The sequence below is a fragment of the Klebsiella sp. FDAARGOS_511 genome (assembly GCF_003812845.1).
Classification (GTDB): Bacteria; Pseudomonadota; Gammaproteobacteria; order Enterobacterales; family Enterobacteriaceae; genus Klebsiella; species Klebsiella grimontii.
The window spans coordinates 3,353,172-3,374,403 of the sequence record NZ_CP033824.1; the positions used below are offsets into that span (position 1 = coordinate 3,353,172).

Sequence of the window (21,232 nt, forward strand, 5' to 3'; positions counted from 1 at the left end):
GGAAGCGATTCCCGGCTTTTTATTCTCTTTAGCGTTTCGGCCCAGCGGCTACTAGCGCAGCGCCTGCTGGTGTATCGGTGTATTTCTCAAAGTTCTCGATGAATAGCTTCGCCAGCTGCTCCGCTTTTTCCTGCCACTGCTCTGGCGAGCCGTAGGTGTTGCGCGGGTCGAGGATATGGGTATCCACCCCCGGCAGCTCGGTCGGGATCTGCAGCTCAAACATCGGCAGAGTGAAGGTTTCGGCATTGTCCAGTGAACCATCAAGAATCGCATCGATAATGGCGCGAGTATCTTTGATCGAGATACGTTTGCCGGTACCGTTCCAGCCGGTGTTGACCAGATAGGCCTGGGCGCCGGAAGCCTGCATGCGTTTCACTAGCACTTCTGCGTACTGCGTTGGGTGCAGCGACAGGAAGGCCGCGCCAAAGCAGGCGGAGAAGGTTGGCGTCGGCTCCGTGACGCCGCGCTCGGTACCGGCCAGCTTGGCGGTGAAGCCAGACAGGAAGTGGTACTGGGTCTGGTCGGCGGTCAGACGAGAAACCGGCGGCAGAACGCCAAAGGCGTCAGCGGTGAGGAAGATAACCTTGGTGGCATGACCGGCTTTGGAGATGGGCTTAACGATGTTCTCGATATGATTGATCGGATAAGAGACGCGGGTGTTTTCGGTCTTTGAACCGTCGTTAAAATCGATGGTGCCGTCAGCCAGCACGACCACATTCTCCAGCAGCGCATCGCGGCGAATCGCATGGTAGATATCCGGCTCTGCGGCTTCGGATAGCTTAATGGTCTTGGCGTAGCAGCCGCCTTCGAAGTTGAATACCCCGTCGTCATCCCAGCCGTGTTCGTCATCGCCAATCAGGCGGCGTTTCGGATCGGTAGAGAGGGTGGTCTTGCCGGTACCGGAAAGGCCGAAGAAGATAGCGACATCCTCTTTTTCCCCGACGTTGGCGGAGCAGTGCATGGAAGCGATGCCCTTCAGCGGCAGCAGGTAGTTCATGATCGAGAACATCCCTTTTTTCATTTCGCCGCCGTACCAGGTTCCGCCGATAAGCTGGATGCGCTCGGTCAGGTTGAACGCGACGAAGTTTTCGGAGTTCAGGCCCTGTTCTTTCCACTGCGGGTTGGTGCACTTAGCGCCGTTCATCACGATGAAATCCGGCTTGAAGTTTGCCAGCTCTTCCTCGCTTGGGCGAATAAACATGTTTTTCACGAAATGCGCCTGCCAGGCGACTTCGGTAATAAAGCGGACGCTCAGGCGGGTGTCGGCATTGGCGCCGCAGAAGGCGTCAACGATAAACAGGCGCTTGCCGGAGAGCTGGCGGGTCACCAGCCCCTTCAGGTGCTGCCACGTTTCCTCAGAAAGCGGCTTGTTGTCGTTCTTACCTTTGCCTTTATCGGCCCACCACACGGTATCGCGGGTGGTGTCGTCACGAACGATATACTTATCTTTTGGAGAACGGCCGGTAAAAATACCGGTATCTACGGCGATTGCACCAAGATTTGTTAATACGCCACGTTCATAACCTTCCAGATTGGGGGCGAGCTCTTCCTGATACAATGTATCGTAACTGGGGTTATGGACGATATCCTGGACGTCATTGATACCATAAGCCTTGAGATCCTGCGGGGTTAAACCATTATTAACGCGCATGTCACTGCTCCTTAGCCAATATGTACTGCTTTAAATTGTAGGGTTTATTACGGGGTATAGACCGCGACCAGGCTCATAGATTTACGTATCTCGACAAACGGCGGACTTACGAAAAACGTTGTGACTCCTGTCACGAGGCGTAGGGGATTATCTCAGGAATTAGGGCTACAGTGGGGGTAGATGTTTCTTAATGGTTAAAAAGTAATTAAAAAAACTGTTGAAATGTGAATGTAATCGCTTACCTGAAAGAAAATTACGTAACTCTTTCATGGGGAATCGATTCACCACGCGAAGAAAAATCGTTGACGTCAGGCGCGAGGAGGAAAACCGCGCCTGACAGAGTGGGGATTAGTGGATTTGCGGATCGGCCGGGGAGGCGTTGTTACGAATTTCGGCAATATCCATCGCATTAAAGATGTAATGATTACCGCAATAGTCGCAGTGCATATCGATTTCTCCTTCGTCGGCCAGGATGCTATCGATCTCCTCATCCGGCAGCGTTTTCAGCGCGCCGGCGCAGCGCTCGCGAGAGCAGGTGCATTTAAACTCAACGCCCTGCGGCTCGTAAACGGTGACTTCTTCTTCGTGATACAGGCGCCAGAGCACATCGTTCGCGGGCAGGGTAAACAGCTCTTCAGCTTTGATGGTTTCGGTCAGGGTGCTCAGATGTTCGAAATCAGCCGCCTGCGCGTCCTGCGCCGGCAGAACCTGCAGCAGCATGCCGCCGGCCATTGGTTTACCTTCGTGTTCACCGCTACGGATGATCAGTCGGGTTGGCAGCTGTTCAGAGCGCTGGAAGTAATCTTCGAGGCAGGCCGCCAGCGTATCGCCTTCAAGACCAACCACGCCCTGATAGCGCTCGCCCTCTTCCGGAGAGATGGTAATGACCAGATAACCATTACCGACCATGGTTTTCAGGTCCGCCCCTTCCGGGATCTCGCCCTGGGTGCGGGCGACACCGCGCATCTGCTGCTGGTTGTTGCCGTTGATCACCGCCAGCGACAGCGGGCCATCGCCCTGCAGCTGAACGGTAATATCGCCCGCGAACTTCAGCGTGGCGGTCAGCAGGCTGGTAGCGACCAGCAGTTCCGCCAGCAAGGTTTTCACCGGCTGCGGGTAGCTATGGTTGGTCAGAATCTGTTCTAAAGTTTCTGAAACTGTTACCAGCTCACCGCGTACGGCATAGTTTTCAAACAGATAGCGGTGTAATTGATCGTGTTGAGTCATAATCATCTCTCTTGCGGGCCACAGTTATTCACTATCGCCGTGTTTAAATCTCATCAGGTCGCGGCGCTCTTTCTTATCCGGTCGCCTGTCGGGATGCGGCATGGTTAGGGCGTTCATTTTCCGCGCCAGCGCCACTTTCTCGCGTTTCTCGATGCTCTCAGCCGTCTCTTCATAAAGCGCGACGGCTTCACTGGCGGGCCTGCGCTGTTCGGTAATGCCTTTTACCACAATGGTGCGTTCGTCATTGCCCTGGCGGAGCATCAGGGTCGCGTTCAGCTCGACCACTTTGCCAGGCTTACTGCGCTGCCCGTTATAGTGCACTTTGCCGCCTTCAATCATCTCGCGCGCCAGCGCTCGGGTTTTATAAATGCGGGCTGCCCACAGCCATTTGTCCAGCCTGACGGCTTCGACGGGTTTTTCTTTCATGGCCTCTCCTGTAGGGTCAGCGAGGGGATCAGATGCCGGTAGTCGTTCAACCCAGGATGGCGAGCGTAGCTTTTTTCCGCCAGCCCGGAGTCGGGGTTGGTGATACCCAGGCAATAGCGGATGCCGTACTCCGCCGCCGCGTCCAGAATCGCCTCGTTATCGTCGACGAACAGCGTATTGCGCGCGTCGAAGCCGGTTTCTTCAGCCACTGCGTGCCACAGCCGCTGATCCTCTTTCGGATAACCAAATGTGTGGGTGGAAAGCAATAAATCAAGGTGCGCGTCCAGACCGGTATGCTTTAGCTTCACCGCCAGATTATGCGGGTGGGCATTGGTCAGCAAAATCCGCCGTTTGCCGCTGGTTTTAAGCGCCTCAAGGAACGGCACGGTATCTTCACGCAGCGCGGCCCTTGGCCCCTGCTCGCTGGTCATCGCACAAATATCCAAACCCAGACGCTCGCTCCAGTAGTCCAGGCAGTACCAGTTTAGCGTATGTTGTACCGCATGATACTCCTGGCGCATCGCGTCTCTGGCTTCCTGCAGGTTGAGCCCCCGCGCGGCGCCCCAGGTTTCCGGAACCAGTTTTTGCCAGAAGTAGTTGTCGAAGGCGAGGTCGAGCAGCGTACCGTCCATATCCAGCAGAACGGTATCAACCTCTTGCCAGGCGATATCAAAATGCATGGTCAGTCTCCAGCGAGGGGGGAAATTGCGCGACAGGGTATCACACCCCGTCGCGTAGAGAATTATTCTTGCGGGTCGGGTGAGGAAAGCAGAACCGGATTCAGGCAGCTTTCGTAGTATTTCTGGATCTCTTCCTGACGCTGGCGATGGCGCTGATAGCGACGAAAAGCCTGGATACCGTGATACGCCGAACAGCCCAGCATGGTCAGCAGCAGCAGCGTTGTGCCAAGGTAGCGCCACAGCCCGGAGCGGTCAGGAATACGATGCAGGTTGATATGCTGCGTGCCGTTGGCATCGGTGTAAAGATTGGTGACGATGCCTTCTGCCTGGAACGGCGTGTGCATTAGCATGCCTGCCAGACGCTGCAGTTCGCTCCACTGCTGGTGAGCAGGGAAATCATATAAACCGGTGCCTGGCCACGGCTGATTTACCAGATCACTGCCTTCATCGCTGGCAATCAGGAAACCGCCGGGTGCCGGGCTATTCAGCGCCTGAGCCGCGCGCGAGGTTTCACGGCTGATGAACGGCGCGGTGGAGGTGGTGACCAGGTTCTCCAGCGATTCCGCGCTTACCGGGCGTAACAGGACGTTGACGCCGTCCAGTTTGCCCGCGCTGGCGCGTTTGGTCAGGGCTTCCCAGTTGCGGGTATTACCGAGGTTAACCAGCGCATTCTTCAAACGAACGCAATCGTCTTTCGCAGAGCACAGGTCGTTGGTTTTTGTGACGATATCGCCAAAATCATCCAGCAGCACCATGCCTGACTTCTGAATGGCGGAACGTAGCGCCGGGCTGACGCGCGAATCGTCATCGGATTCGGGATGGAGCTGGCGCTGGACGGTCTGCATCAGGGCGGTGGCCTTACTGACGATATCTGACTCCGGCAGCGGCAGGGGAGGGGCATCATTCCAGACGATTTGTGAACAATCGAACGGCATAAACGGCGAGTTCTCTTTTGCCGTCCAGGCGCCCGGCGAGTGGATGTTGCACATTCCTGTGCCTTTCAGGCGCAGCGTGTCGCCGATGCGAATCTTTGACTTCTCCAGCTGGGCAACCGTCGTGGCTTCGATAGTTTGCGCGCCCTTGAGCCATGAAAGGGTGAATTTAAAGGGCATATTCAGCGGTACGCTGGCCCACAGCATCACGACGATCAGCAGCGCGCCGAGGGCGATAATCGCGCTGCGGAGCCAGTACTGAAGCGGGAAGTTTTTGACCTCATCATGCAGCGACAGGAAGCGGCCCTGGCGGACAACGTGGCGGCTGAGGTAGATGTCGATATCCGTTTGCTGGCCGAGGTCCTGCGCAATCCATGGTTGCCAGTGGCGCGGGTAGATAAGGTCGATAATGCCGAGGGAAATATTATTGATATGTTCCTGGTTATTTTCGCCAAACAACCCCCAGCGTTTCGGCATGCCGCGCAGACAGTGAATTTCCCGCAGCGATGTTTTACGCGGGGGAGCGTAGATCCCCCATACGCCTGCCAGCAGCAGGAGTAACCCGCCGCCCAGCAGCCAGGGCGAAAAAACGTTCGGGGTTATCAGGCTGCAATAAAACAGCAGGAAGGCGGCAACCACCAGAATGGCTTCGCGAAGGCCGTCAGGGCGGCTAAGCGCATGCTCTTCTGGCGTTTCCGGGCGGATGTTTAGCAGCTCAATTTGCTCGCTCTCTTCCCCGCGGATGGATGCCTGAGGCACCGCGGCTTTTTCAAGCGCAAACCCCCGGGATTCCTGAGGATAGTCGCTGAGCGTTTGCCCATTCAGAGCAATCACCAGCGGCAGGCTATCGGTGGAGATTAACTCGACGCTGTTTTCATCGTTGATATGTTGCTCCCAGAAGGGGGGCAGATGAATTTCCACTGAATCAAGGAAGTAGCGCCATTTGTTGAGGTCATCGGTGGTGATGCCGTAGCGCGTAATGGCGCGGGTGACGCTATACACGGTACCGCTCTGTTCGTTCAGCGTCAGGTTGACCGGCGCGGTGCTGGCGCCAGACGCTGGCAACTGCTGGTTACGGCTGAGGCTTTCGAGGTATTTTTCTACGGCGCTGCGCTCTTCATCGGAAAGCTTGCGCGTCGCGGCATCGCTAAAGGCGTGCAGCAGCGGCAGGCGACGACGTCTTGCATGCGTGCGATACCACCACCCGATAAGCAATGCGCAGATCAGCAGAGCTAACAAAAATATCAGAAAGGTGCCCATGCCCATCCCATCATAGTTATTCTTTTCTTACTGGTATCGTCGGTTGCCATTCATCAATAGAGGTAAAACAGCCGTCGAAATCGGCACTTAATTACGTCAACGCGGGAAAATCTATTATGTAATGCAGCAGCATACAACCTTATCAAAAGCGTTAAAATCCAGGAATCAGTATATTCTCAAATACTATTCAACCTATTGACTTTTTAGTCTTTGTGATACCCGGGCGCAAGGCGAAAAAGTTGCAACTATGTAAATTAGTGGTGATTAGGATTGCCGAAACCGTGCTGCGTATCGCACAATGACCGCTGTAATCACAGCATAGACCGATGACAATGAGCAAATCATTACAAAAACCCACCATTCTCAATGTTGAAACAGTCGCGCGCTCGCGCCTTTTTAATGTTGAAAGCGTGGACCTTGAGTTCAGCAACGGCGTGCGCCGCGTGTATGAACGGATGCGGCCTTCTACCCGTGAAGCCGTGATGATTGTGCCGATTGTCGATGACCATATAATCCTGATTCGCGAATATGCCGTTGGTACGGAGTCCTATGAGCTGGGCTTTTCAAAAGGCCTGATCGATCCAGGCGAAAGCGTACTGGAAGCCGCCAACCGCGAGCTGAAAGAAGAGGTTGGGTTTGGCGCGCAAAAGCTGACGTTTTTGAAAAAACTAAGCATGGCTCCGTCCTACTTCTCCAGCAAGATGAATATCCTGGTGGCGGAAGACCTTTATCCGGAGTCGTTGCCCGGCGATGAGCCCGAGCCGCTGCCGCAGGTGCGCTGGCCGCTGTCGCAGCTGATGACGCTGCTCGAGGAAGAAGATTTCAACGAAGCGCGTAACGTTAGCGCGCTTTTCCTGCTGCGCGAGTGGCTGCAGGCGCAGGGGCGGCTGTAGCGCCTCTCCCAGATAAAAAAAGCGCCCACAGGCGCTTTTTTTGTCAGAACAGTTCGTGGGTCTCGCCCCCGCCATCGGTAATGGTGGTGCCGACTTCATGAACCGCCTGTTGGGTAGGCTGCGTGCCGTCAATAAAGTACTCGGCGCGGCTGTTACCGCCGCTGGCCAACTGGCCGGTGCTGCGGTCGATGTTCACCGTAATAATACCCGGCGGCGGCGTTAGCGGCTCTTCCGGTACGCCTTCCAGCACCCTTTTCATAAAGTCATCCCAGGCCGGTTGGGCGCTTTTAGCGCCGCCTTCATAGCCGGATATCTGATCTTTTATTGCTCCGGAGGCGGTGGTGCGGCCCAGATCGCGGCGGTGGTCATCAAAGCCAATCCATACCGACGTTACGACGCCAGGACCATAGCCTGAGAACCACGCATCTTTTGAACTGTTGGTGGTCCCGGTTTTGCCACCGATATCGTGACGCTGCAGGTCGCGGCCTGCCCGCCAGCCGGTACCCATCCAGCCCGGTTCGCCGAAGATGTTGGTGTTCAGGGCGCTTTTAATCAGGAACGCCAGCGGCGTGTTGATCACGTGCGGCGCGTACTCCGGAGCGCCGCTTTGCGCCACCAGGGACTGGTTCGCCTGCGCAAGTTGCGGTTGTGGAGGAACGCCGGGGTTTTGCGGGTCCTGTGAGGTGGCGACGTCCTCAACGTCTTTATTCTCCAGCACATCAGACTTCGGCGTATCGCCGTAAATCACCGGAATATCGCACTGTGGGCAGGCAACTTTTGGCCGTTCTTCAAAAATGACGCCGCCCTGATCGTTCTCGATTTTGCTGATGAAATAGGGGCTCACAAGGAAACCGCCGTTAGCCATCACCGAATAACCGCGAGCAACCTGAAGCGGGGTGAAAGACGCTGAACCCAGCGCCAGCGATTCGGTCCGCACGATGTTCTGAGCCGGGAAGCCAAAACGCTGGAGATACTCAGCCGCGTAGTCCACGCCCATGGCCCGCATCGCGCGAACCATCACCACGTTCTTTGATTGACCCAGCCCCTGACGCAGGCGGATAGGGCCCGCATACTGCGGCGGTGAGTTTTTGGGGCGCCAGTCGGAGCCGGAGCCGGCATCCCAGCGGGAAATCGGCACATCGTTGAGCATACTCGCCAGCGTTAAGCCTTTATCCATCGCAGCAGTGTAGAGGAACGGCTTAATGTTAGAACCGACCTGGCGCAGCGCCTGTGTCGCACGGTTGAACTTGCTCTGGTTGAAATCGAAGCCGCCGACCAGCGCAATGATCGCTCCGTTTTGCGGGTTGATCGAGACCAGCGCCGAGTTGACATCCGGCACCTGCGACAGCCACCAGCTACTACCCACCTGACGTACCCAGACCTGTTGCCCGGTCTGCACCACATCGTTCACTTTACGCGGCGTGGCACCCTGCTGGGTATCAGAGATAAACCGACGCGCCCAGCGGACGCCTTCCATATTCAGCGACACTGAGGTTCCGTTGCTCATTAGCGCGACGGCTTCCTGCGGATTTGCCGACGTGATGACCGCCGGCGAGAGCGGTCCGGTATTCGGGGTTTTTTTCAGCGTATCGAGGATTTTCTGGTTATCCCACGGCGTTTCACCCACTTTCCATAGCACCTTTTCCGGGCCGCGATAGCCGTGGCGCATGTCGTAATCCAGCACGTTTTTACGCACGGCCTCCTGGGCCGACTGCTGATTTTTACGGGTAATGGTGGTGTAGACGCGATAACCGTCTTCATAAGCCTGCTCACCGTAGCGGACGACCATTTCCTGGCGCACCATTTCGCTGAGGTACGGGGAGGAGAAGGCGATTTCCGGCGTATGGTAGCTGGCGTCAATCGTCTGGCTACGCGCCTGATCGTACTGCGCCTGCGTGATGTAGCCTTCGCTCAGCATCCGTGAGAGAACAACGTTGCGGCGGGCGGTTGCGCGATCCATGGAGTAGAGCGGGTTAAACGTCGACGGCGCTTTAGGCAGGCCCGCAATGACCGCCATTTCACTCAGCGTTAGCTGGTCGACGGATTTCCCGAAATAGACCTGCGCGGCCGCGCCGACGCCGTAGGCGCGGTAGCCAAGATAGATTTTGTTCAGATACAGCTCAAGGATTTCATCTTTATTGAGCAACTGCTCGATGCGGATCGCGAGGAAGGCCTCTTTTACCTTACGCATCAACGTCTTTTCTGGGCTCAGGAAGAAGTTGCGCGCCAGCTGTTGAGTAATCGTACTGGCGCCCTGCGAGGCGTGGCCTGAGAACATCGCGACGCTGGCGGCGCGGAAAATCCCGACCGGGTCAACGCCATGATGCTCATAAAAACGGCTGTCTTCGGTGGCGATAAACGCTTTTATCAGCTCTGGCGGCATTTGCTGTAGCGTGACGGGAATACGGCGTTTCTCGCCATATTGCGCAATCAGCTCGCCATCCGCGCTATAGACCTGCATAGGGATCTGCAGGCGCACATCCTTCAGAGTTGCGACGTCGGGGAGCTGCGGCTCTATATATTTATAGAGACCAAAAATCGAGCCTGCTCCCAGCAGTACGCAACATACTGCAAGGATAAAAAGATACTTTACGAACTTCACCGGAGATTTCTCATTTAGTTTTCATTGGGCAGTTTATAAACAAACGCGCAGTAGTATAAAGGCAAGCCTGGAGCATTGATATAGCGAAGCATATCGGCGGATAAGGAGATCGTAAGCATGGCGTTTAGAAACTGGCGCGTAGGAATGCATATCCAGCAGGACCACATTGCTATTGTCGCGTTATTACATGAGCGCTCACGCTGGGCGCTACGCCGCTGGTGGAGCATCCCGCTCATGCCCGGTACCGTGCGGCAGGGAATGGTGGTGGATGTTGAATCGCTGGCCCGCCAGCTGCAAAGCTGGCGGCGGGAGCTGCCTTTGCACCATCAGGTCTGTATCGCCTTTCCGGCGGCGCGAACCCTGCAAAAGCAGCTCCCGCGCCCGCAGATTTCATTAAGAGAAAGCGAACAGGCGACCTGGATTGCCAGCGCGATGGCGCAGCAGCTGGAAATGCCCGCATCGTCGCTATGCGTCGATTATGCGGAAACCGGAGCGGTCGATGGCTGGCGAGTTACCGCCGCGCAGCGGTTGGACGTTAACCTTCTGTGCCGCCTGGCAAGTCGACTCAAGCTGAGGGTGGTGGGGATTGTTCCGGATGCCAGCGCGCTTAGCGCCTTTCTCCCCTGGCAACCGGATGACGTTCAGGGGCTGGCCTGGCGTGACGAAGCGAGCTGGCTTTGGGCCACCTCTGACAGCTGGGGATGCTGTCCGTGCAGCGACGCTCCTTCTTTTCCAAACCTGGTATCCCGGGTGAACGGCGGTACGTTTCGCCTCTGCGCCTCCGCATCGCCCGACGGACGGAATTTTGACGCCTGGAGCGCCATCCACCGCCTGCAGCCGCCGCTCCCGGCATGTGGCGATAGCTTTACCGTTGCCCTCGGCCTGGCGCTGGGAGCGCGTCAGTCATGAGCCATATTGTCAACTTCCTTCCCTGGCGCGAAACGCGTCGACGGCAACGTCTGCAGATGGCGGGGCTGCTGATTGTTGGTCTGCTGCTTATGCTGCTGGCGGCGTTCCTCACTTCACAGCTCAACCAACGGGTCGGCCATTTGCTTGAAACCGCGAGGATTAGCGCTGAAGACCAGCTTTATACCGCCTTGCAGCAGCGTGAGCGAGCCATGCGCCAGCGGCTACAGCAGCAGGAACAACAACGTCTGCGCGTTCTTCGGCGGGAGAAAACCGCCGCGTGGCAGTCAAGGTTGCAGGCGATAGCGGCGCTTATGCCGGAATACGCCTGGTTAACTCAGCTGGAATACCGCCAGAATACTCTGTGGCTGAGCGGGTTAACGTTAAATCTTAAGGGGTTATCCGCGCTGGAAAAGGCGCTGGGGCGCCTGCCCGGCTTGCGCCCCCCCAGGGCGGGTGAAACGCACCGCGACGGTGAAGGACGCTGGTTATTTCACTTTTCCATGGCCGGAGAGGAAGACAATGCGGGTTGAGATTGAACGCTGGCTGACGGGGCGCAAAAGCCTGGTAACAATACCTGTCGTTCTGGTTCTCATTGCCGGATCCTGGGGATGGCTACTGCGGCTCCCTCACCCAGACACTAACGGGGCCGGCACGCTGCGCATACAAGCGCAGTGGCGCAAACTGTTGCCGCTGCGGGCTGCGCTACAAAACGTTGATATTGAGGAGCAACAAACCCAGGCTTTCTCTCCCATTGACCTCCCGGTGACGGGCGCTGCGCTTATGGACTGGCGGCCGATAGGGCGCGGTGGCGAGATGCAGCTGGCGGTTGACTGGCAAGCAGTACCGGCGCTTTTTTCCTGGCTAGCCCGCTGCGGGATGCGGGCCACGGCTTTCTCAATTCAGCCGGGAAATCAGGCTCTACGGCTTACCCTGCAACTGGAGGCGGAAGATGCGCCGTAAAGGGTGGTGTTTACTGCTGTTTCCTCTGCCGCTGCTGGCTGTGGAACGCGATCCCTTCCAGCCTCCGGTCGATAGCTGCCGAACGGTACAGCTTAGCCAATGGCGCTACGGTGGGGCGATAGGCGATCCGCGAGAGTTGATTGGCATCCTGCAGGATAGTGCCGGGAAATGGCGCCGCGTGAGGGATGCGGAGACGCTGCCTACAGGCTGGCGGGTCACGCTTCTGACATCTGACAAAATGGCTATATCAACCGGCGCGGGGTGTGAACCCGCACAGTGGGTCTGGCTGCGAAAGGGAATAAAGAATGATGCGATGGATAAGCCTGCTGTTTCTGCTCCTGCCGTTGGTGGCGGTCGCGGCAAAAAAAGATCTTCCCGTATCGCTGGTCGTCGATGATGCGCCGGTGACCCAGGTACTGCAAACGCTGGCGGAGCTAAAGCAAAAAAATCTCGTGGTGGCGCCGGACGTCAGCGGAACGGTATCTTTGCAGCTTAAGGAGGTGCCGTGGCAGCAGGCGTTGCGATCGGTTATCGATAGCGCCGGTCTGACCGTGACCCAACAAGGCTCGGTACTGTACGTGCATACTCAGGCCTGGCAAAAGGCGCAGCAGGCACAGCTTGAGGCGGAGAGAGCAAAGCGTCTACAGAATCTCCCTCTACAGGGGCATAGCATGAGCCTGCGATATGCTGATGCAGAGGATCTGGCCAAAGTAGGCGAAAAACTGCTGAGTGCTCGCGGGTATCTGATGGTCGATAAGCGAACCAATCGCCTGTTGATTCGCGATGACGCCAGGCACCTCCCGGCGTTAAGGGCATGGGTTCAGGAGATGGATGTGCCCGTCGGTCAGGTTGAGCTGGCGGCGCATATTGTCTCAATGAGCGAAACCAGCCTGCGTGAACTGGGCGTTAAGTGGAATCTGGCGGACGCCAGCAGCCCACCGGGATCCGGTAAACTGACGACCTTGAGCAGTAACCTGGCGGTAGGGGATGCCAGTACGAGGGCCGGGTTTAACATCGGCCGCATCAGCGGGCGGCTCCTGGAGCTGGAGCTTTCCGCACTTGAGCAGAAGCAGCAGGTGGACATCATCGCCAGTCCCCGGCTGCTGGCTTCACATATGCAGCCCGCCAGCATTAAGCAGGGCAGCGAGATACCCTATCAGGTCTCCAGCGGCGAAAGCGGCGCGACCTCCGTTGAATTTAAAGAGGCGGTGCTGGGGATGGAGGTGACGCCGACGGTGCTATATCACGATCGCGTGCGTTTAAAACTCAGGATTAGTGAAAATACGCCGGGCCAGGTGCTCAAACAGGAAAATGGCGAAGCGCTGGCTATCGATAAACAAGAAATAGAAACGCAGGTTGAGGTGAAAAGCGGAGAGACTCTGGCGTTAGGCGGTATCTTTGCGCAAAAAAATAAAACGTCTCGTGATGGTATTCCTCTTCTTGGCGATATCCCCTGGCTTGGCCAGTTGTTTCGCCGTGACGGTAAGGATAACGAACGACGTGAACTGGTTGTCTTCATTACTCCACGTATTCTGGCAGTGCATTAAGCGGGTTTTTCTTGCTAAACACGTTTCAGGTGTTTGACGTGAGGACGGATTTAGCATACAAGGGGTACCGATTTGAGAGTCGGGTACGACATCAATCCTCCCTTTCTTGTCCGGTGATTTATTCTGTTGCCAAACCAGCCGGAGTATTGAGATAATTTTTAGTCTGACTCTCGCTCTATTGCATATGAGGTTTCAGTTCATGTCCTGCTGCGCTGGGTGTCTGCGAAGCGGGTTTACCATTAACGAATAGTCTTAGTAGTACCGAAAAAATGGCAGAGAAACGCAATATCTTTCTGGTTGGGCCTATGGGTGCCGGCAAAAGCACTATTGGGCGCCAGTTAGCCCAACAGCTCAACATGGAATTTTACGATTCCGATCAAGAAATTGAGAAACGCACTGGCGCAGATGTGGGTTGGGTCTTTGATGTAGAAGGCGAAGACGGCTTCCGCGACCGTGAAGAAAAAATTATCAATGAGTTGACGGAAAAACAGGGAATCGTGCTGGCAACCGGCGGTGGCTCTGTAAAATCCCGTGAAACGCGTAACCGTCTCTCCGCCCGCGGCGTGGTGGTCTACCTGGAAACAACTATCGAAAAGCAGCTTGCCCGTACGCAGCGCGATAAAAAGCGTCCTTTGCTACAAGTTGATGCGCCGCCTCGCGAAGTACTGGAAGCGTTGGCGGATGAGCGTAATCCGCTGTACGAAGAGATTGCTGATGTCACTATCCGTACTGACGATCAAAGCGCGAAAGTGGTAGCAAACCAGATTATTCATATGCTGGAAAGCAACTGATTCTGGCTTAATAAAGTGCGTCAGAGTAAAAGCAACTGAGGTGGACGTCGCGTTATGGAGAGGCTTACTGTAACCCTCGGGGAACGTAGTTACCCGATTACCATCGCGGCTGGTTTGTTTAACGATCCAGCTTCCTTCCTGCCACTGAAATCAGGCGACCAGGTTATGCTGGTCACCAATGAGACGCTGGCGCCGCTTTATCTGGATACCGTACGCTCCGCACTTGAGCAAGCGGGAGTAAAAGTCGATAGCGTGATTCTTCCCGACGGCGAGCAGTATAAAAGCCTGGCGGTGATGGATACCGTTTTTACCGCGCTATTGCAAAAACCACACGGCCGCGACACCACGTTAGTGGCGCTCGGCGGTGGGGTAATTGGTGATTTAACGGGATTTGCAGCGGCCAGCTACCAGCGTGGCGTGCGCTTTATTCAGGTTCCGACCACTCTGCTGTCGCAGGTGGATTCTTCGGTCGGCGGCAAAACGGCCGTCAACCATCCTCTCGGTAAAAACATGATTGGCGCCTTCTGGCAGCCCGTATCTGTTGTTGTCGATCTCAACTGTCTCAAAACGCTGCCGAAGCGTGAGCTCTCTTCCGGCCTGGCTGAAGTGATCAAGTACGGCGTTATTCTTGACGGCGAATTCTTCGACTGGCTGGAAAATAACATTGATGCATTGATGGCGCTGGATGAAACCGCAATGGCGTACTGTATCCGTCGCTGTTGTGAGCTGAAAGCGGAAGTTGTCGCCGCCGACGAGCGCGAAACCGGGTTACGTGCTTTACTCAATCTTGGCCATACTTTTGGTCATGCTATCGAAGCTGAAATGGGCTACGGTAACTGGTTGCATGGTGAAGCTGTCGCGGCCGGTATGGTGATGGCGGCGCATGCGTCCGAGCGTTTGGGGCGCTTTGATCCGCAGGGTACGCAGCGAATTATTCATCTGTTGCAGCGTGCTGGTTTGCCGGTATGCGGGCCGCAGGCGATGGCAGCAGAGGCGTATTTGCCCCACATGATGCGTGATAAAAAGGTGCTGGCAGGCGAGATGCGGCTGGTGCTACCCCTCGCGATAGGGAAGAGCGAGATACGCGGCGGAGTACCGCATGATGTTGTTCTTGGCGCGATTGCTGATACTCAGCAGGCGCAACAATAAGAAGGTCTGGCCGCGTTCGCGCGGCGTTATCATTTCGGGTGATGTGCAATAGTCGTGAGCATAAGCCTTTTAGTGGGGTGTTAAATGGATGAATTAAAACCAGAAGACGATATGAAAGCCGATCGCAGCGATCGTCGTACTGGTCGTTCTCGTCAGTCTTCAGAGCGTGATGCCGATCCGCAAATCAATTTTGATGATGTCGATCTTGATGATGCTGACGATGGTCGCCCGACGCGCGGCAGCAAAGCACGCCGTGAGCGCGACGAAGAACAGTATGAAGAGTACGAAGAAGAGGTAGAGTCTGACGAAGGCGATGACGAAGAGCGTCAGGTTGAGCGTCGTCCTCGTAAGCGTAAGAAGGCGCCTGCGAAACCAGCCTCTCGTCAATACATCATGATGGGCGTGGGGATCCTCGTTCTGCTGCTGCTGATTGTTGGCGTGGGTTCCGCGCTGAAATCACCATCCTCATCCAACGAGCAAACGGCTTCCGGTGAGAAGAGCATCAACCTCTCCGGTGAGCAGGACAATAATAATACTCAGCCTGCTGCTCAGGATTCATCAGCGGCTAACAGCGCGCAGCCGCAGGATGTTTCTCTGCCGCCTATCGCCTCTAACCCGACTCAAGGTCAGGCTACGGCTGAACCACAAGGGCAGCAGCGCGTTGAGGTTCAGGGCGATCTGAATAATGCGCTGACCCAGCAGCAGGGTCAGATTGATAGCGCGGTAGCGAATTCTACTTTGCCAACTGAGCCTGCTACCGTTGCGCCGGTGCGCAATGGCGCCACTGCCCCACGTCAGGCGACGACAGAGCGTCAGACGGCAACAGCACCGCGCCCGGCTGAGCGTAAGCATACGGTTATCGAACCGAAACCGCAGGCCACGGCGAAAGCGTCGACCCAGCCGAAATCGGCTCCGGTCCAGCCTAAGCGTGTAGAGAACGTCGCGACCACGACGCCGGCAGCAGCGCAGCCGACTAAGCCTGCTGCAACGGCCCAGACCAAACCAGCCGCGACTACCGCGCCTGCTGCGACCACCGCGCCAGCAGCAACTGCCGCTGCCGCTCCGGCAGTAACGGCTGCTGCGGGTAAAAGCTCTGGTGACGTCAGTTCGATGAAGTCTGCGCCGTCCGGTCACTACACGCTGCAGCTCAGCAGCTCTTCTAACTACAACAACCTCAACAGTTGGGCGAAGAAAGAGAAGCTGGAAAAATATGTTGTCTATGAGACTACGCGTAATGGTCAGCCCTGGTATGTCCTGGTGAGCGGCATTTACGCTTCGAAAGATGAAGCGAAACGTGCTGTTGCTACGCTGCCAGCAGATGTACAGGCGAAAAACCCGTGGGCAAAACCGCTGCATCAGGTTCAGTCTGACCTGAAATAATGCCGCAGAGTAGTCTGAAGCGCAGGATGCTGTCGGAGCTTTCTCCGCAGCCGGAGAATGTGTAATTAGTTAGGCAGCATGAAAAAGAATCGCGCTTTTCTGAAATGGGCAGGGGGTAAATACCCCCTGCTTGACGATATTAAAAAGCATTTGCCGCAGGGCGACTGCTTGATTGAGCCTTTTGTAGGCGCCGGGTCGGTATTTCTGAATACCGACTTTTCTCGTTATATCCTCGCTGATATCAATAGTGATTTGATTAGTCTGTATAACATCGTCAAGCTGCGTACCGATGACTATGTTACGGCGGCGCGTAAGATGTTTACGCCAGAGAACAACGTCGCAGAGCAGTATTATCGGTTCCGTGATGAGTTCAACCAGAGTCAGGAGCCGTTGCGTCGCGCGGTACTGTTCCTTTATTTGAACCGTCATGGCTACAATGGCCTGTGTCGCTACAATCTGCGCGGTGAGTTTAACGTGCCGTTTGGTCGCTATAAAAAGCCCTATTTTCCCGAAGCTGAGCTGTATCATTTCGCGGAGAAGGCGCAGCATGCAGAGTTTCATTGTGAATCTTATGAAGAGTGCATGAAGCGGGCGGATAACCGCTCCGTTGTTTACTGCGATCCGCCCTATGCGCCGCTGTCGTCTACGGCGAATTTTACGGCTTATCATACGAATAGCTTTAGCCAGGAGCAGCAGGAGCTGCTGGCTAAAAAAGCGGAATTGCTGATGAAAAAGCGTATTCCTGTGCTTATTTCAAACCATCGCACGCCGCTCACTCAGGAGTGGTACAAGAACGCCGCTGAGACGCATATTGTGAAGGTTCGACGCAGCATCAGCAGCAACGGTGGTACACGTAAGAAGGTGGACGAGCTTCTGGCTCTGTACCGTCCGCCCAAGACCAAATAAATTTCAAGGAGATGCGGATGAAGCAGTATTTGATTGCCCCTTCGATTCTGTCGGCTGATTTTGCCCGTCTGGGCGAGGACACCGCCAATGCGTTGGCTGCGGGTGCGGATGTTGTGCACTTTGACGTGATGGACAACCACTACGTGCCGAATCTGACCATTGGCCCGATGGTGCTGAAATCACTGCGAAATTACGGTATCACTGCGCCGATTGACGTGCATTTGATGGTCAAGCCGGTTGACCGCATCGTCCCTGATTTTGCCGCCGCGGGCGCCAGCATCATTACTTTCCATCCGGAAGCTTCCGAACACGTTGACCGCACGCTGCAGCTTATCAAAGAGCACGGCTGCAAAGCCGGTTTGGTGTTTAACCCGGCGACCTCCCTGAGCTACCTTGATTACGTAATGGATAAGCTGGATGTTATTCTGCTGATGTCCGTCAACCCTGGCTTTGGCGGTCAGTCTTTTATTCCGCACACCCTGGAAAAACTGCGTGAAGTTCGTCGTCGCATTGATGAATCCGGCTACGACATCCGTCTGGAAGTCGACGGCGGCGTAAAAGTCAGCAATATCGCTGAGATTGCCGCCGCCGGTGCGGATATGTTTGTTGCTGGGTCGGCCATTTTCGATCAGCCTGACTACAAAAAAGTGGTCGATCAAATGCGTAGCGAATTAGCAAAGGTTAGCCATGGATAAGTTACAAAATATTCGCGGCGTGGCGTTCGATCTCGATGGGACGCTGGTCGATAGCGCGCCGGGCTTGACCGCTGCCGTTGATAACGCGCTGTATGCGCTGGAACTGCCGATGGCGGGCGAAGAACGTGTCGTGACCTGGATTGGCAACGGCGCGGACGTTCTGATCCAGCGGGCTCTGACCTGGGCCCGTCAGGAGCGCGCGGCGCTGAGAACTGCGCAGGGTAAACCTTCCGTCGATCATGACGATATCCCGCAGGCTGAACAGCAGGCCATTTTGCGCAAGCTGTTCGACCGCTACTATGGCGAAGTGGCGGAAGAGGGGAGCTTTTTGTTTCCAGCCGTTGCCGATACGCTGGGCGCGCTGCACGCAAAGGGCCTGCCGCTGGCGCTGGTGACCAATAAACCGACGCCTTTTGTCGCGCCGATTCTGGCGTCGCTGGATATCGCCAAATATTTTACCGTTGTTATCGGCGGCGATGATGTAAAAAACAAAAAACCGCATCCGGAACCGCTGCTTCTGGTCGCGGAGAAACTGGGGCTGGCACCCGGAGAGCTGCTGTTCGTTGGCGACTCGCGCAATGATATTCAGGCCGCGAAGGCCGCGGGCTGCAGCTCGATCGGCCTGACCTACGGCTACAACTACGGCGAGCCGATTTCGCTGAGCGAGCCGGATTATATCTTTGACCAATTTAATGAACTCTTGCCCGCTTTCGGGCTACCGTATAGTGAAACTCAGGAATAAAAAATGACTAAGCCCATCGTTTTTAGTGGCGCACAGCCCTCAGGTGAATTGACCATTGGCAACTACATGGGTGCGCTGCGTCAGTGGGTAAACATGCAGGACGATTACCACTGCATTTACTGCATCGTTGATCAGCACGCGATTACCGTTCGTCAGGACCCGCAGCAGCTGCGTAAGGCCACGCTGGACACGCTGGCGCTGTATCTGGCGTGCGGTATCGACCCGCAAAAAAGCACCATCTTCGTTCAGTCCCACGTGCCGGAGCACGCGCAGCTCGGCTGGGCGCTGAACTGCTACACCTATTTCGGCGAACTGAGCCGTATGACCCAGTTTAAAGACAAGTCATCGCGCTATGCGGAAAATATTAACGCCGGTCTGTTTGACTATCCGGTGCTGATGGCTGCCGACATTCTGCTGTATCAGACTAACCAGGTCCCGGTTGGCGAAGACCAGAAACAGCACCTGGAGCTGAGCCGCGATGTCGCCCAGCGTTTCAACGCTATTTACGGCGACGTGTTTAAAGTCCCTGAGCCGTTTATTCCAAAATCCGGCGCGCGCGTGATGTCGCTGCTGGAGCCGACCAAAAAGATGTCCAAGTCAGATGATAACCGCAACAACGTTATCGGCCTGCTGGAAGACCCGAAATCGGTGGTGAAGAAGATTAAACGCGCGGTCACCGACTCCGACGAGCCGCCGGTTGTTCGTTACGACATCCAGAACAAAGCGGGCGTCTCCAACCTGCTGGATATCCTCTCTGCCGTTACCGGCCAGAGCATTCCAGATCTGGAGCAGCATTTTGAAGGCAAAATGTACGGCCACCTGAAAGGCGAAGTGGCTGAAGCCGTTTCCGGTATGCTGACCGAACTGCAGGAGCGCTATAACCGTTTCCGCGGCGATGAAGCTTTCCTGAATCAGGTGATGAAAGAGGGAGCGGAGAAAGCCAGCGCTCGCGCTTCTGTTACCCTGAAGGCGGTCTACGAAGCGATTGGTTTCGTCGCTAAGCCTTAATCTATCTGATGGTTGTCGTCATATCCAAAGCCGGGTGCAATGCATCCGGCTTTTTAATTTGTGATAACTGTCGTGATTTGATTATTTGCTCCTTGTTAATTATCTTCATTTTAGTGAAGATATAAATATTCAATTTAGTGAAGATTATAGATGCGTCGGACATTCATTAAAAAAGAGGGCATGGCACTAACGACCCTGGCTCGTTATTTGTTGGGCGAGCAGTGCGGTAATCGTCTAAAAACGATTGATGAGTTAGCGGGTGAATGCGGCTCTTCCGTTGGGCTGACTCAGGCGGCGCTAAAAACGCTGGAGTCTTCCGGGGCCATTCGTATTGAACGCCGAGGGCGCAACGGCAGTTACCTGGTTGAGATGGATAACAAGGCCCTATTGGCGCATATCGATATCACCAACGTCGTTTGCGCAATGCCTCTGCCCTATACGCGATTGTATGAAGGGCTGGCGAGCGGACTGAAAGCGCAGTTTGAAGGTATTCCTTTTTACTATGCGCATATGCGCGGCGCCGACATTCGCGTGGAGTGCTTACTTAACGGTGTTTACGACATGGCGGTGGTTTCGCGCCTGGCGGCAGAAAGTTATTTAGCGCAGAGCGGGCTGCGGATGGTAATGACCCTTGGGCCGCACACCTATGTCGGTGAGCACCAGCTGATTTGCCGGAAAGGCGAAATCGATTCGGTGCGGCGAGTGGGGCTTGATAACCGCTCGGCGGACCAGAAAATTATGACCGAAATTTATTTTGCCAATAGCGACGTAGAGCGCGTCGACCTCTCTTATCACGAGAGTCTAAGTCGCATCGTCAAAGGCGAAATTGACGCCGTTATCTGGAACGTCACCGCTGGCGCGGAGCTGGCCATGTTAGGGCTGGAAGCCCTGCCGCTAAGTGACGATCCGCGTTTTTTGCAGGCGACTGAGGCGGTAGTGTTGGCCAGGGCAGATGATTACCCGATTCAACATCTGCTACGTGCATTCGTTGATAAACAGGCGCTATTAGCTCATCAACAACGGGTGGTGAGCGGAGAGCAAGAGCCAAGCTATTAACATTAAGGCAGTGATTATGGAAAACAGGCTCAACTTGCTGTGTGAGGCAGGGATTATCGACCAGGATATTTGTCGCGGAATGATGCAGGTCGTCCGCCAGTTGGACGAGCAGTGGCATCTTCCCGTCTTTAGCGAGCAAGGGGAAATCGCGATAACTCATATGGCAAATGCGCTGATGCGCAGCCGCCGCGGTGAGGTTATTGAGCCGCTGGATGAGGAGTTCATGGCAGAGATAACCAGTTCGGCGCATTGGGATGAGATTCATCAATTGCATCAGGCGCTGATGCAAGAATTTGACGTCACTCTACATGCTAATGAAAAAGGTTATTTGCTCGCTAACTGGTATGGGTTGTGGGGAGCGGCGCAGCAGGCCGTGTGAAGAATATTGGGAATGGGCGCTATGCGACTTAAATATTCA

The 21,232-nt window shown here is 55.5% G+C and carries 21 protein-coding genes; 15 read left to right on the top strand and 6 right to left on the bottom strand.

The window, feature by feature from the left end:
- Positions 1-28 precede the first annotated feature (28 nt).
- From pckA to EGY08_RS17010, 5 genes are all read right to left on the bottom strand, one after another.
- Positions 29-1,651, bottom strand: a complete 1,623-nt coding sequence (pckA, locus tag EGY08_RS16990; RefSeq protein WP_004126067.1) for a phosphoenolpyruvate carboxykinase (ATP) — start codon at positions 1,649-1,651, stop codon at positions 29-31.
- Between the two features lie 348 nt (positions 1,652-1,999).
- Entirely contained in the window at positions 2,000-2,884 is an 885-nt protein-coding gene (gene hslO / locus EGY08_RS16995) for an Hsp33 family molecular chaperone HslO (protein WP_162626051.1), read from the bottom strand.
- A gap of 18 nt (positions 2,885-2,902) precedes the next feature.
- Positions 2,903-3,304 carry a ribosome-associated heat shock protein Hsp15 gene (hslR, locus tag EGY08_RS17000; RefSeq protein WP_004126060.1) on the bottom strand — a complete coding sequence of 134 codons (402 nt, stop codon included), beginning with the start codon at positions 3,302-3,304 and terminating at the stop codon, positions 2,903-2,905.
- The gene (yrfG, locus tag EGY08_RS17005) at positions 3,301-3,984 is read right to left on the bottom strand and encodes a GMP/IMP nucleotidase (RefSeq protein ID WP_004126058.1); all 684 of its coding nucleotides are present in this window, start codon (positions 3,982-3,984) and stop codon (positions 3,301-3,303) included. The genes hslR and yrfG overlap by 4 nt, the downstream gene beginning before the upstream one ends.
- 62 nt (positions 3,985-4,046) lie before the next feature.
- Positions 4,047-6,176 carry an intracellular growth attenuator family protein gene (locus tag EGY08_RS17010; RefSeq protein ID WP_049115495.1) on the bottom strand — a complete coding sequence of 710 codons (2,130 nt, stop codon included), beginning with the start codon at positions 6,174-6,176 and terminating at the stop codon, positions 4,047-4,049.
- A 332-nt stretch (positions 6,177-6,508) separates the two neighbouring features.
- Between EGY08_RS17010 and nudE the strand changes: the two genes are divergently transcribed.
- A complete protein-coding gene (nudE, locus tag EGY08_RS17015; RefSeq protein WP_004126053.1) occupies positions 6,509-7,069 on the top strand; it encodes an ADP compounds hydrolase NudE in 561 nt (186 codons plus the stop codon).
- Positions 7,070-7,112: 43 nt separating this feature from the next.
- Here the strand turns inward: nudE and mrcA are convergent, their stop codons facing one another.
- Positions 7,113-9,671 (bottom strand): peptidoglycan glycosyltransferase/peptidoglycan DD-transpeptidase MrcA, encoded by a 2,559-nt coding sequence (gene mrcA / locus EGY08_RS17020; RefSeq protein ID WP_004126050.1) that lies wholly within the window; start codon positions 9,669-9,671, stop codon positions 7,113-7,115.
- Between the two features lie 117 nt (positions 9,672-9,788).
- Between mrcA and EGY08_RS17025 the strand changes: the two genes are divergently transcribed.
- The 14 genes from EGY08_RS17025 to EGY08_RS17095 all read left to right on the top strand — a co-directional run bounded on the left by EGY08_RS17025 (position 9,789) and on the right by EGY08_RS17095 (position 21,193).
- Positions 9,789-10,580, top strand: a complete 792-nt coding sequence (locus EGY08_RS17025; RefSeq protein WP_049115499.1) for a hypothetical protein — start codon at positions 9,789-9,791, stop codon at positions 10,578-10,580.
- Positions 10,577-11,110, top strand: coding sequence for a PilN domain-containing protein (locus EGY08_RS17030; RefSeq protein ID WP_112165939.1), 534 nt, complete (start codon positions 10,577-10,579; stop codon positions 11,108-11,110). Before EGY08_RS17025 ends, EGY08_RS17030 begins: the two co-directional genes overlap by 4 nt.
- Positions 11,100-11,540 (top strand): hypothetical protein, encoded by a 441-nt coding sequence (locus tag EGY08_RS17035; protein WP_112165937.1) that lies wholly within the window; start codon positions 11,100-11,102, stop codon positions 11,538-11,540. Before EGY08_RS17030 ends, EGY08_RS17035 begins: the two co-directional genes overlap by 11 nt.
- Positions 11,530-11,937, top strand: a complete 408-nt coding sequence (locus EGY08_RS17040; RefSeq protein ID WP_112165935.1) for a HofP DNA utilization family protein — start codon at positions 11,530-11,532, stop codon at positions 11,935-11,937. The genes EGY08_RS17035 and EGY08_RS17040 overlap by 11 nt, the downstream gene beginning before the upstream one ends.
- The gene (gene hofQ, locus EGY08_RS17045) at positions 11,846-13,087 is read left to right on the top strand and encodes a DNA uptake porin HofQ (RefSeq protein ID WP_049123093.1); all 1,242 of its coding nucleotides are present in this window, start codon (positions 11,846-11,848) and stop codon (positions 13,085-13,087) included. The genes EGY08_RS17040 and hofQ overlap by 92 nt, the downstream gene beginning before the upstream one ends.
- Before the next feature lie 269 nt (positions 13,088-13,356).
- Complete coding sequence (gene aroK, locus EGY08_RS17055; RefSeq protein WP_004106441.1) at positions 13,357-13,878, top strand: shikimate kinase AroK; 522 nt, start codon at positions 13,357-13,359, stop codon at positions 13,876-13,878.
- Positions 13,879-13,932: 54 nt separating this feature from the next.
- Positions 13,933-15,027 (top strand): 3-dehydroquinate synthase, encoded by a 1,095-nt coding sequence (aroB, locus tag EGY08_RS17060; RefSeq protein WP_004126042.1) that lies wholly within the window; start codon positions 13,933-13,935, stop codon positions 15,025-15,027.
- An 84-nt stretch (positions 15,028-15,111) separates the two neighbouring features.
- Complete coding sequence (gene damX / locus EGY08_RS17065) at positions 15,112-16,407, top strand: cell division protein DamX (protein ID WP_123828703.1); 1,296 nt, start codon at positions 15,112-15,114, stop codon at positions 16,405-16,407.
- Positions 16,408-16,485: 78 nt separating this feature from the next.
- Positions 16,486-17,313: an adenine-specific DNA-methyltransferase gene (gene dam, locus EGY08_RS17070; protein ID WP_004126040.1), complete on the top strand. Its 828-nt coding sequence runs from the start codon at positions 16,486-16,488 to the stop codon at positions 17,311-17,313.
- Positions 17,314-17,330: 17 nt separating this feature from the next.
- Entirely contained in the window at positions 17,331-18,008 is a 678-nt protein-coding gene (gene rpe / locus EGY08_RS17075) for a ribulose-phosphate 3-epimerase (protein ID WP_004126039.1), read from the top strand.
- The gene (gene gph / locus EGY08_RS17080) at positions 18,001-18,750 is read left to right on the top strand and encodes a phosphoglycolate phosphatase (RefSeq protein WP_123828704.1); all 750 of its coding nucleotides are present in this window, start codon (positions 18,001-18,003) and stop codon (positions 18,748-18,750) included. Before rpe ends, gph begins: the two co-directional genes overlap by 8 nt.
- Before the next feature lie 3 nt (positions 18,751-18,753).
- Positions 18,754-19,758: a tryptophan--tRNA ligase gene (gene trpS, locus EGY08_RS17085; protein WP_004126032.1), complete on the top strand. Its 1,005-nt coding sequence runs from the start codon at positions 18,754-18,756 to the stop codon at positions 19,756-19,758.
- A 150-nt stretch (positions 19,759-19,908) separates the two neighbouring features.
- Entirely contained in the window at positions 19,909-20,814 is a 906-nt protein-coding gene (yhfZ, locus tag EGY08_RS17090) for a GntR family transcriptional regulator YhfZ (RefSeq protein ID WP_004126029.1), read from the top strand.
- A gap of 16 nt (positions 20,815-20,830) precedes the next feature.
- The gene (locus EGY08_RS17095; RefSeq protein ID WP_004126026.1) at positions 20,831-21,193 is read left to right on the top strand and encodes a PRD domain-containing protein; all 363 of its coding nucleotides are present in this window, start codon (positions 20,831-20,833) and stop codon (positions 21,191-21,193) included.
- Positions 21,194-21,232: the final 39 nt, after the last annotated feature.

What these genes read in the sequence shown, in the direction of transcription:
- pckA (WP_004126067.1), bottom strand. Translation starts at nt 1,651, where the DNA reads ATGCGCGTTAATAATGGTTTAACCCCGCAGGATCTCAAGGCTTATGGT.
- hslO (WP_162626051.1), bottom strand. Translation starts at nt 2,884, where the DNA reads ATGATTATGACTCAACACGATCAATTACACCGCTATCTGTTTGAAAAC.
- hslR (WP_004126060.1), bottom strand. Translation starts at nt 3,304, where the DNA reads ATGAAAGAAAAACCCGTCGAAGCCGTCAGGCTGGACAAATGGCTGTGG.
- yrfG (WP_004126058.1), bottom strand. Translation starts at nt 3,984, where the DNA reads ATGCATTTTGATATCGCCTGGCAAGAGGTTGATACCGTTCTGCTGGAT.
- EGY08_RS17010 (WP_049115495.1), bottom strand. Translation starts at nt 6,176, where the DNA reads ATGGGCACCTTTCTGATATTTTTGTTAGCTCTGCTGATCTGCGCATTG.
- nudE (WP_004126053.1), top strand. Translation starts at nt 6,509, where the DNA reads ATGAGCAAATCATTACAAAAACCCACCATTCTCAATGTTGAAACAGTC.
- EGY08_RS17025 (WP_049115499.1), top strand. Translation starts at nt 9,789, where the DNA reads ATGGCGTTTAGAAACTGGCGCGTAGGAATGCATATCCAGCAGGACCAC.
- EGY08_RS17030 (WP_112165939.1), top strand. Translation starts at nt 10,577, where the DNA reads ATGAGCCATATTGTCAACTTCCTTCCCTGGCGCGAAACGCGTCGACGG.
- EGY08_RS17035 (WP_112165937.1), top strand. Translation starts at nt 11,100, where the DNA reads ATGCGGGTTGAGATTGAACGCTGGCTGACGGGGCGCAAAAGCCTGGTA.
- EGY08_RS17040 (WP_112165935.1), top strand. Translation starts at nt 11,530, where the DNA reads ATGCGCCGTAAAGGGTGGTGTTTACTGCTGTTTCCTCTGCCGCTGCTG.
- hofQ (WP_049123093.1), top strand. Translation starts at nt 11,846, where the DNA reads ATGATGCGATGGATAAGCCTGCTGTTTCTGCTCCTGCCGTTGGTGGCG.
- aroK (WP_004106441.1), top strand. Translation starts at nt 13,357, where the DNA reads ATGGCAGAGAAACGCAATATCTTTCTGGTTGGGCCTATGGGTGCCGGC.
- aroB (WP_004126042.1), top strand. Translation starts at nt 13,933, where the DNA reads ATGGAGAGGCTTACTGTAACCCTCGGGGAACGTAGTTACCCGATTACC.
- damX (WP_123828703.1), top strand. Translation starts at nt 15,112, where the DNA reads ATGGATGAATTAAAACCAGAAGACGATATGAAAGCCGATCGCAGCGAT.
- dam (WP_004126040.1), top strand. Translation starts at nt 16,486, where the DNA reads ATGAAAAAGAATCGCGCTTTTCTGAAATGGGCAGGGGGTAAATACCCC.
- rpe (WP_004126039.1), top strand. Translation starts at nt 17,331, where the DNA reads ATGAAGCAGTATTTGATTGCCCCTTCGATTCTGTCGGCTGATTTTGCC.
- gph (WP_123828704.1), top strand. Translation starts at nt 18,001, where the DNA reads ATGGATAAGTTACAAAATATTCGCGGCGTGGCGTTCGATCTCGATGGG.
- trpS (WP_004126032.1), top strand. Translation starts at nt 18,754, where the DNA reads ATGACTAAGCCCATCGTTTTTAGTGGCGCACAGCCCTCAGGTGAATTG.
- yhfZ (WP_004126029.1), top strand. Translation starts at nt 19,909, where the DNA reads ATGCGTCGGACATTCATTAAAAAAGAGGGCATGGCACTAACGACCCTG.
- EGY08_RS17095 (WP_004126026.1), top strand. Translation starts at nt 20,831, where the DNA reads ATGGAAAACAGGCTCAACTTGCTGTGTGAGGCAGGGATTATCGACCAG.